Below are 8593 nucleotides of genomic sequence, written 5' to 3' on the forward strand. Positions count from 1 at the left end.
TGCAATATGCCCAGCGTGAATTACTGGGCTTTAGTAATAGTGATTTAGAAATGATTGAAGATTTAATTATTGAGAAATTAAGCCTTTAGATTTGAGGTGTTTGCGAATGATGTGTATCCAATAGGCATAAACAACCAATGCAGCCATACCGAGAAAAAAATTAACTTCGACAAGCCACAATACTGAGCCAATCATCAACATATAAATGAAAATAGCTGGAGCAGCAATGACCAGAGAAACAAACCAAGGCACTGCAATTACACCAAAACCAATTGCAAGCCCAAGTAAGCCAACAGACAGAATAAATAATGAAAGTATTGCAATCATATTTCCCCCTTTTCTTCCTCGATTATTGAGCTAAATAATTAATCTTGTCAATAGGAAAGTGAATAAAAATGAATAATTTACAACTTACAGTCTTATTAAATGCCATTGATAAAATATCTGCTCCAGTTCGCAGTGCATCTAAAAGCGTTCATGAGCTATCGGCAAAACTAAAAGAAAGCAAATCGATTCATCGACAACTAAATCAGCAAAATAAGCAGCATCAAGCTGCAATGAAACAATATGCTTCTGCTATCAACCCATTGAAATCAAAATTAGATTCGCTGAATCAAGAATTAGAGCAAGCAAAACAAAAAGCCGCATCTTATGCTCAATATATGAAGAACGCTCAACATCCTACTGCAGGATTTCAAAAGGAAGTAGAGAAAGCAAAAAGTGCGGTAAAAAAACTCAAGCAAGAACAAATTGATGCAGCAAATAAATTACAGCAAGCACGCCAAGAATTAGCAAAATCAGGCATTTCTGCAGAAAAACTCGCGCAAAAGCAAAGGGAACTACAGAAAAACACCAAAAGTGCGACGGATCAAATTAAAAATCAAGAAGCCGCATTGAAAAAACTCAACGCAAAACAAGCCGCTTATAATCAATACCGTGGGCAAGTTGAGAAACTTAAAGATATCAGTGGTAAAGCACAAATCATTGGTGCACAGGCAACAGCTGCAGGTACAACAATGACTGCACCAATTGTCAATTCCATTCGAGATTTTATGTCGTTTGAAGATGTTATGGCGGGGGTTGCTCGCCAAGTTCCAGGGCTAAAAGACAAATTTGGGCAATTTACCCCTAAATACGATGAATGGAAAAACAAGATTAAATAGCTTTCAACTGAATTACCTCTTACCACAAATCAAATTGGTGACATGGTTACTGCTGCAGCGAGAATGGATATTCAGGAAAATGAATTAGAAGATTTTATTCGCTTAAATACCCAAATGGCAACAGCATTTGATGCAGAAAACCCCGATGAATTAGTAGAGTTATTTGGTAAAGTACAGAAAAACTTTAAATTAACCACCAAAGATGCCAAAGAGCTAGCCGATACTATTAACTATTTAGATGATAATGCCATTTCAAAGGGGACAGATATTATTAATTTCCTAAATAACACATCAGGAATTGGTAATTTAGTCAAAATTAGTGAAAAGAATCTTGCTGCACTTGGTTCAACTTTATTAACGGCAGGAAACGAAGCCAGTACATCAGCCAAAGCAATCGAAAGTACGTTCAACCGTCTAAGTAAAGCCACTAGAATGAAACCCGTTAATAACGGACTAAAAGCGTTAGGTTTAGATCCAAAAGCGATTCAAAAAGCAATGGTAAAAGATGCCCAAGGCACATTAATGATGATTGTTGAAAAAATAAAAAAATTGCCTAAACATTTACAGGCTGGCGTAATTAGCGATATTGCAGGCGGAAATTATAATACCCAATTAGCAGGGCTTGTTGCCAATACCGAAGAATGGCGCAGACAAATTGAACTGGCAAATAGCGAAGAAGCTAAAAATAGTATGGCTAGGGAATTTCAAACCAGAATGACTACTTTATCAGCAAAATGGCAATTATTTAAAAATCGTTTATTCAACGTAAATAGTTCTGTAGGAGCCAGTTTAAAAGATTCGATGACTAGCTTAATGGACGGGGTTGGCAATTTGCTTGATAAAATCGAGACATGGATTGATGAACATCCTAAATTAACCTCTACTATAGCAAAAACAGCAGTTGCAATCGGGGGAAGTTTAAGTCTATTAGGTGCATTAAGCCTTGCTTTAAGTTTTATACTTTACCCAGCCGCACGGCTATTTTTAGGCTTATCCAAATTAAACGTAATTATTCCTAAATTTTCAGGACATTTATCATCTGCAGGGCGGCTAATATTAAGAGGATTACTTTCTCCGCTAAAATTAATTGCACTGGCTATCAGTCCACTAGGGATAGCTTTATTGTCCGTTGCTGCATTAATTTATAAATTCTGGCAACCTATTAAAGCCTTTTTTGGCGGTTTTTGGGAGGGTTTAAAATCAGGTCTCGCCCCCGTCCTTGAAAAATTCCAACCGCTAGGCACCGCATTTGGTGTTGTCGTCGGTTGGATTGAAAAAGCGGTGAAATGGTTTACTGATTTATTGTCTCCAGTACAAAGTACCAAAGAAGATTTAGATGCTGCAGTCAGTGCAGGGGAAAGATTCGGAAATGGAATGGCGAAAGCGATTGAGTTTATTCTGACCCCATTAACAAGATTAATGGATGGTATCAAGTGGATTTCTGAAAATATGCCAAGTTGGGAGGGAATTAAAAATAGTGTATCTAGTGCATGGGAAAGAACAAAAAACACTTCGAGCAACGCTTGGCAATCAACAAAAGAAACGGCAGGAAGTGCTTGGGAATCATTTAAGGATTTCACTGGCTTTGGTTCAAATGGCAAAAAATTACCGAGTCAAAATTGGTCAGGCGGCTACACTGGAAACGGTGGCAAATATGAACCCATGGGCATTGTCCACGGTGGCGAATACGTGATGACCAAAGAAGCCACATCACGCCTTGGTGTAAATACGCTCAACGCCCTTAATTACGGCAAACGAGCACTTATTGCGGGCGGATTGGGGATCAGCGTTGCAACTGCCGCCCCTGTGCAAGTTGATACTCGTGCACCAATTTTTGCTCGTCCAATGATGACGCAAACCAGCCAACCAATGAGCGTAAATATCACCATCAATGCCGCACAAGGCATGGACGAACGAGCCATTGCACAACAAGTGGCAAAACAAATACAACGCATTGAAAACCAACGCCAAGCCAGAGCAAGAAGTTCAATGTGGGACAGAGCATAATAAAAGGGCGAAAGCCCTTTTTTGTTGTTTATTGTAAACAGAAGTGCTAGGATCGGCGAAAAATAGGAGGGTATCAATGAACGAAAATGCACCTTTTATTCGTGAAATTATTGACCGCACATCGCAAATAAAAGGCGAACGTGTGAAGGGTGACAATGCCAAAGAAATCAAGGCAAATGTTCAAACCATTTTAAAAGCACAACTTAGAGCCACACAATTAAATGCTAGAACGCAAACATATTAAATTTGTCGAAATCCATCATCTTTTTACGCAAATCAGTCTTGCATTGGGATTTACAGAACAAGATATTGATAAACATTCGACTAATCTCGCTGAATTAATCGCATTATGGCAGCAACAAGAATTTGTTGAAGTTTATGTTGAAAATAAAGACCGTCTATTCGGACGTGCAAAAGACAGCAGTTTAGCCTATGGTGCATCGCCTTATTATATTGGTTTATATCACGCTAGATTAAGTTATGAAGAAAATGATCCTCTTGTGGTGCTAACATTTAATTATGAAGATAACCCAGAACAAACCACAGTGTCGGTTCGTTTTATGGTTGATCATGATACCTTATTCGGGACAAAAGAAGAAAAATTCATTCAACAACGAATGAAAGATATTCGTAAACGTATTGATGATTTTATTCAATTAGGTAATAAAAAATAAAAGGGCGAAAGCCCTTTTTTGTTGCACATTGTAGAAAATAGTTTTATATTTCTTCAAAAAGTTGTAAACTTCGCAAACTTTTATTCTTTGGTGACTTATGACAAATCTATCATTAAATCCTATTTTTGAAAGTTTTGCGCCAATTTTTAAGCAATTAAAAACCGTGGCAATGTCTGCGTTATTTATTGCGCCATTGGCGATAAATCATCCTGTTCGTCACACTACACACACAGTCAATATTTTCAGTGTTCAAACAGATGAAAATAAATCGATCAATCAACAAGACATAGAAAAGATTATTGATATGGTGAAAGCTGTTTCTGCTATCACTGATTTTGTTATTGCGTCAATTACGGCAGAATCATTAAGCTATATTGATTTAAGTGACGTTCTGAGACTAGAAAGCAAAATTAATAAATATGATGATCTAGCTAACAATATTATGGTCAATAATAAAACTCCAGAATTATCAACAACGCTACAATCATTCAGCAATAAAATGCACACGCTTTGCAATATGATGAAATCAGAAAAATACAAGCAACAATCAGATGAAGTAGTGTTATCACGCCTTTATCGCAAATCTGAAGATGCAGGGTACACCTACAAATCATCACATTCTTTTGATGATTTTAAAAAAGCAGTGATGATGTAGGATAACAAATGAAGATTGAGTTATCGAAACAATTTCAAGAAGGGCGTTTAAACACGCCCTTTTTTAAAGACATTCAAGCCATGTCAGATGAAGAATTGCAGCTCATCTTTGATTTTATGCAATCCATTAAACAAGGGAAACTATTAAGAGGTAAAAATAAACCATCTTGGCTTGATGATAATCTCAATGACATTCCAAATACAGAGGTTTATCAACAAAACGAAATATGGCATTATCACTGCGGCCCTTACAATAAAGGATCTAGATATTGTCCTATGAGTGGGCTAAAAATAAATTTGAATGGAGAAACATCAGGACCTGTAATTCATTATCAAAAAATATCAGATGAACATATCGTGATTATCGCTTTTTCTCCACAACACGAACCGTTCCCACGCGAATGGGACACTCCAAACCCAATCATTGACAGAGTATAATCAAAGGGCGAAAGCCCTTTTTTGTTACCTACTATTCCACACACTCCCACACTCGCCACACCGCACAATATTGCCAACAATAAGGCATTTTCTTTAACTGTGAATGCCTATGTCTGCTGAATTACAACGAAAACTAGACAACATTATCCGCTTTGGGGTAATCGCTGAAGTGAATCACGCCACTGCACGAGCTCGCGTAAAGAGCGGTGACATTCTGACGGATTTTTTACCCTTCGTTACATTTCGAGCGGGTACAACCAAAACTTGGTCGCCGCCGACGGTGGGCGAACAATGTGTGATGTTATCCGTTAGCGGTGAATTTACTACTGCCTGCATATTAGTTGGGCTTTACACACAAAATAGCCCAAGCCAATCGCCCGACGAACACGTCATTGAATTTGCTGACGGTGCCAAAATCACTTACAACCAATCAAGTGGTGCATTGGTTGTGACAGGTATCAAAACCGCCAGTATTACTGCCGCTAATCAAATTGATATTGACTGCCCCGCTATCAATATCAAAGGTAATGTGAATATTGACGGCTCTTTATCAACCACAGGCACAAGCACCACAAAAGGCAATATCAGCACGCAAGGCAGCGTGACCGCAAGCGGTGATATTAAAGGTGGCTCAATTAGTTTACAAAACCACGTCCACCTTGAACAAGGCGATGGCCAACGAACCTCTAACGCAAAGGCATAGTATGAATCGATACACTGGCGAAACATTAAAAAACGAAAGCGACCACATTAAACAATCCATCGCCGATATTTTGCTAACGCCAGTTGGTTCACGAATTCAGCGGCGTGAATATGGCAGTTTAATCCCAATGCTAATAGACCGCCCAATTAGCCACACATTGTTATTACAACTGGCGGCTTGTGCCGTCACTGCGATTAATCGTTGGGAACCTCGAGTACAGATCACACAATTTAAACCTGAATTGGTTGAAGGTGGCATTGTGGCAAGTTATGTCGCACGCAGTCGTAAAGATAACCAAGAAATGCACAACGAAAAACTATTTTTAGGACATAAACAATGAGCGAATTAGTCGATTTATCAAAACTAGATGCACCAAAAGTGCTAGAAGATTTAGATTTTGAAAGTTTGCTCGCAGACAGAAAAGCGGAATTTATCGCACTTTTCCCACAAGATGAAAGGGCATTTTGGCAAGCACGATTAAGTTTAGAAAGTGAGCCCATCACGAAATTATTACAAGAAGTGGTTTACTTACAGTTGATGGAAAGAAACCGCATCAACAATGCGGCAAAAGCCACAATGTTAGCCTATGCCAGCGGTTCAGATTTAGATGTGATTGCCGCCAATTACAATGTGAAAAGACAAGTCATTCAAGAGGCGAATAATAATGTTACGCCTAAAATCCCCGAAATTTTAGAAGATGACACCTCATTAAGATTGCGCACGCAATTAGCCTTTGAGGGGCTTTCTGTGGCGGGTCCTCGCTCTGCTTATATCTTCCACGCACTCTCTGCACACCCTGATGTTGCAGATGTGTCTGTGGTATCACCACAGCCAGCCAATGTCACCGTCACGATTTTAAGCCGTAATGGACAAGGTGAAACAAACGAAAACCTTTTAAATGTAGTTAGAGCCAAACTTAATGATGATGACATTCGCCCTATTGGCGACCGCGTTATTGTCCAAAGTGCGGTGATCCAATCCTACGAAATCCGCGCCAAATTACATCTTTATCGTGGCCCTGAATACGAGCCAATCAAAGCTGCAGCTCTAAAAAAATTGACCACTTACACCGAAGAAAAACACCGTTTAGGGCGAGATATTAGCCTATCGGGTATTTATGCCGCATTACACTTGGAAGGTGTACAACGAGTAGAGCTTATCTCACCTACCGCCGACCTTGTGCTACCAAGCTCAAAATCAGCCTACTGCACGGCAATTAATTTGGAGATAGTGACAAGTGATGATTACTAATCATTTACTGCCGATAGGCGCAACTCCATTAGAAAAACGTGCGGCAGAAATTCTAAAAAGTGCGGTAGAAAATCCCATTGTTATTGCAGATTTAATCAACCCTGAACGTTGTCCCACCGAATTACTGCCTTATTTAGCTTGGGCGTTTTCAGTGGATAAATGGGATGAAAACTGGACAGAAGAAGTTAAACGCATTGCGATTAAACAGTCTTATTTTGTACACAAACACAAAGGCACGATTGGCGCAGTAAAGCGTGTGGTTGAGCCAATAGGCTATCTTATTGAACTGAAAGAATGGTTTCAAACAAATCCGCAAGGCACACCAGGAACATTTAGCCTAACCGTAGAAGTGTCTGAAAGTGGCTTGAATGAACAAACCTATAACGAACTAGTGCGACTGATTAATGATGTTAAACCCGTCTCAAGACATCTCAATCAGCTCGCTATCGCCCTCTCCCCAACAGGGTCACTTTGTGCCTTTGTTGGTCAGCAATGGGGCGAAATCATCACGGTATATCCACAATAGGAATATTTATGGCATCACAATATTTTGCAATCTTAACCGACTACGGAACACGTGCTATCGCTCACGCATTAAGCCAAGGGCAACCGTTACAGCTCACCCAATTTGCAGTGGGTGATGGCAATGGGAAAGCGGTCACACCAACGGCGAACGCAACAGCTCTCGTACATCAAACGCACATTGCACCTGTCAGTGCCGTCTCTCTCGACCCTCGCAATAATAAACAAGTCATCGTTGAATTAACCATCCCTGAAAATATCGGCGGTTTTTACATAAGAGAAATGGGCGTATTTGACGCACAAAACAAACTCATTGCCTACGCAAACTGTCCTGAAAGTTTTAAACCGACAGAAAGTAGCGGAAGTGGTAAAGTCCAAGTATTGCGGATGATCTTAAAAGTAGAATCTTCTAGTGCGGTGACATTATCTATTGATAACAGTGTGATTTTTGTCACCCGACAACAAATGACACCAAAAACCATTACTGCCACAACGCAAAATGGATTTAATGAAAGCGGACACAGCCACCAAATAGCCAAGGCAAGCACCACACAACAAGGTATAGTCCAACTCACCAACGACACAGGGCTTGAAAGTGAATCTCTTGCACTCACCGCAAAAGCAGGGAAAAAACTCGCTAAACAAACAACACAATTACAGTTAAATGTCTCGCAAAATTACATCCAAAACAGCAAAAAATCCTCTGCAGTAAATAGCGAAAGCGAAGATAACGTAGCGACAAGTAAAGCAGCCAAAACCGCCTATGACAAAGCAGTAGAAGCCAAAACTACCGCAGATGGAAAGGTTGGTTTAAATGGTAACGAAAGCATTAATGGCGAGAAATCCTTTGAAAATCGTATTGTGGCAAAAAGAAATATCCGTATTTCAGACAGCCAGCATTATGCTTCACGCGGAGACTATTTAAATATCGGGGCAAACAATGGCGATTGCTGGTTCGAATATAAATCAAGCAACCGAGAGATTGGCACGCTTCGTATGCACGCTAACGGCGATTTAACCTACAAACGCCAAAAAATCTACCACGCTGGGGCAAAACCCCAATTTAATACGGATATTGAAGGCAAGCCTAATACACTTGCAGGCTATGGTATTGGGAATTTTAAAGTAGAACAAGGGCAGGGCGATGCCAATGGCTATAAAACCGATGGCAATTATTACTT

10 protein-coding genes and 2 pseudogenes are annotated in these 8593 nt (G+C 39.8%); 11 read left to right on the plus strand and 1 reads right to left on the minus strand.

The window, feature by feature from the left end:
* A pseudogene (locus HMPREF2644_RS09480) lies at positions 1–89 on the plus strand (phage virion morphogenesis protein); the annotation flags it as partial.
* Here the strand turns inward: HMPREF2644_RS09480 and HMPREF2644_RS05715 are convergent.
* Positions 67–327 (minus strand): hypothetical protein, encoded by a 261-nt coding sequence (locus tag HMPREF2644_RS05715; RefSeq protein WP_042593957.1) that lies wholly within the window; start codon positions 325–327, stop codon positions 67–69. The pseudogene HMPREF2644_RS09480 and the gene HMPREF2644_RS05715 sit on opposite strands and share 23 nt — an antisense overlap.
* 68 nt (positions 328–395) lie before the next feature.
* On the opposite strand from HMPREF2644_RS05715, the pseudogene HMPREF2644_RS05720 reads away from it, so the two are divergent.
* The 10 genes and pseudogenes from HMPREF2644_RS05720 to HMPREF2644_RS05760 form a co-directional block, all read left to right on the plus strand.
* Positions 396–3170, plus strand: a pseudogene (locus tag HMPREF2644_RS05720) (phage tail tape measure protein).
* Between the two features lie 76 nt (positions 3171–3246).
* Positions 3247–3414, plus strand: a complete 168-nt coding sequence (locus HMPREF2644_RS09285) for a hypothetical protein (RefSeq protein WP_162836930.1) — start codon at positions 3247–3249, stop codon at positions 3412–3414.
* Positions 3392–3844 carry a hypothetical protein gene (locus HMPREF2644_RS05725; RefSeq protein WP_006995348.1) on the plus strand — a complete coding sequence of 151 codons (453 nt, stop codon included), beginning with the start codon at positions 3392–3394 and terminating at the stop codon, positions 3842–3844. The genes HMPREF2644_RS09285 and HMPREF2644_RS05725 overlap by 23 nt, the downstream gene beginning before the upstream one ends.
* A gap of 97 nt (positions 3845–3941) precedes the next feature.
* Positions 3942–4499 carry a hypothetical protein gene (locus tag HMPREF2644_RS05730; RefSeq protein WP_011272674.1) on the plus strand — a complete coding sequence of 186 codons (558 nt, stop codon included), beginning with the start codon at positions 3942–3944 and terminating at the stop codon, positions 4497–4499.
* A gap of 8 nt (positions 4500–4507) precedes the next feature.
* Positions 4508–4936 carry a hypothetical protein gene (locus HMPREF2644_RS05735; RefSeq protein ID WP_070828307.1) on the plus strand — a complete coding sequence of 143 codons (429 nt, stop codon included), beginning with the start codon at positions 4508–4510 and terminating at the stop codon, positions 4934–4936.
* A 103-nt stretch (positions 4937–5039) separates the two neighbouring features.
* The gene (locus tag HMPREF2644_RS05740; RefSeq protein ID WP_011272673.1) at positions 5040–5639 is read left to right on the plus strand and encodes a phage baseplate assembly protein V; all 600 of its coding nucleotides are present in this window, start codon (positions 5040–5042) and stop codon (positions 5637–5639) included.
* Position 5640: 1 nt separating this feature from the next.
* Entirely contained in the window at positions 5641–5979 is a 339-nt protein-coding gene (locus HMPREF2644_RS05745) for a GPW/gp25 family protein (protein ID WP_005633786.1), read from the plus strand.
* Positions 5976–6890, plus strand: a complete 915-nt coding sequence (locus HMPREF2644_RS05750; RefSeq protein ID WP_011272672.1) for a baseplate assembly protein — start codon at positions 5976–5978, stop codon at positions 6888–6890. Before HMPREF2644_RS05745 ends, HMPREF2644_RS05750 begins: the two co-directional genes overlap by 4 nt.
* On the plus strand, positions 6880–7416 hold the full coding sequence (locus HMPREF2644_RS05755; protein ID WP_011272671.1) for a phage tail protein I: 537 nt from the start codon (positions 6880–6882) through the stop codon (positions 7414–7416). Before HMPREF2644_RS05750 ends, HMPREF2644_RS05755 begins: the two co-directional genes overlap by 11 nt.
* An 8-nt stretch (positions 7417–7424) precedes the next feature.
* Positions 7425–8593, plus strand: a 1169-nt coding sequence (locus HMPREF2644_RS05760) for a phage tail protein (protein WP_180362966.1), incomplete at its 3' end; no start/stop codon positions are given.

The sequence above is a fragment of the Haemophilus sp. HMSC071C11 genome (genome assembly GCF_001837655.1).
GTDB lineage: Bacteria > Pseudomonadota > Gammaproteobacteria > Enterobacterales > Pasteurellaceae > Haemophilus > Haemophilus influenzae.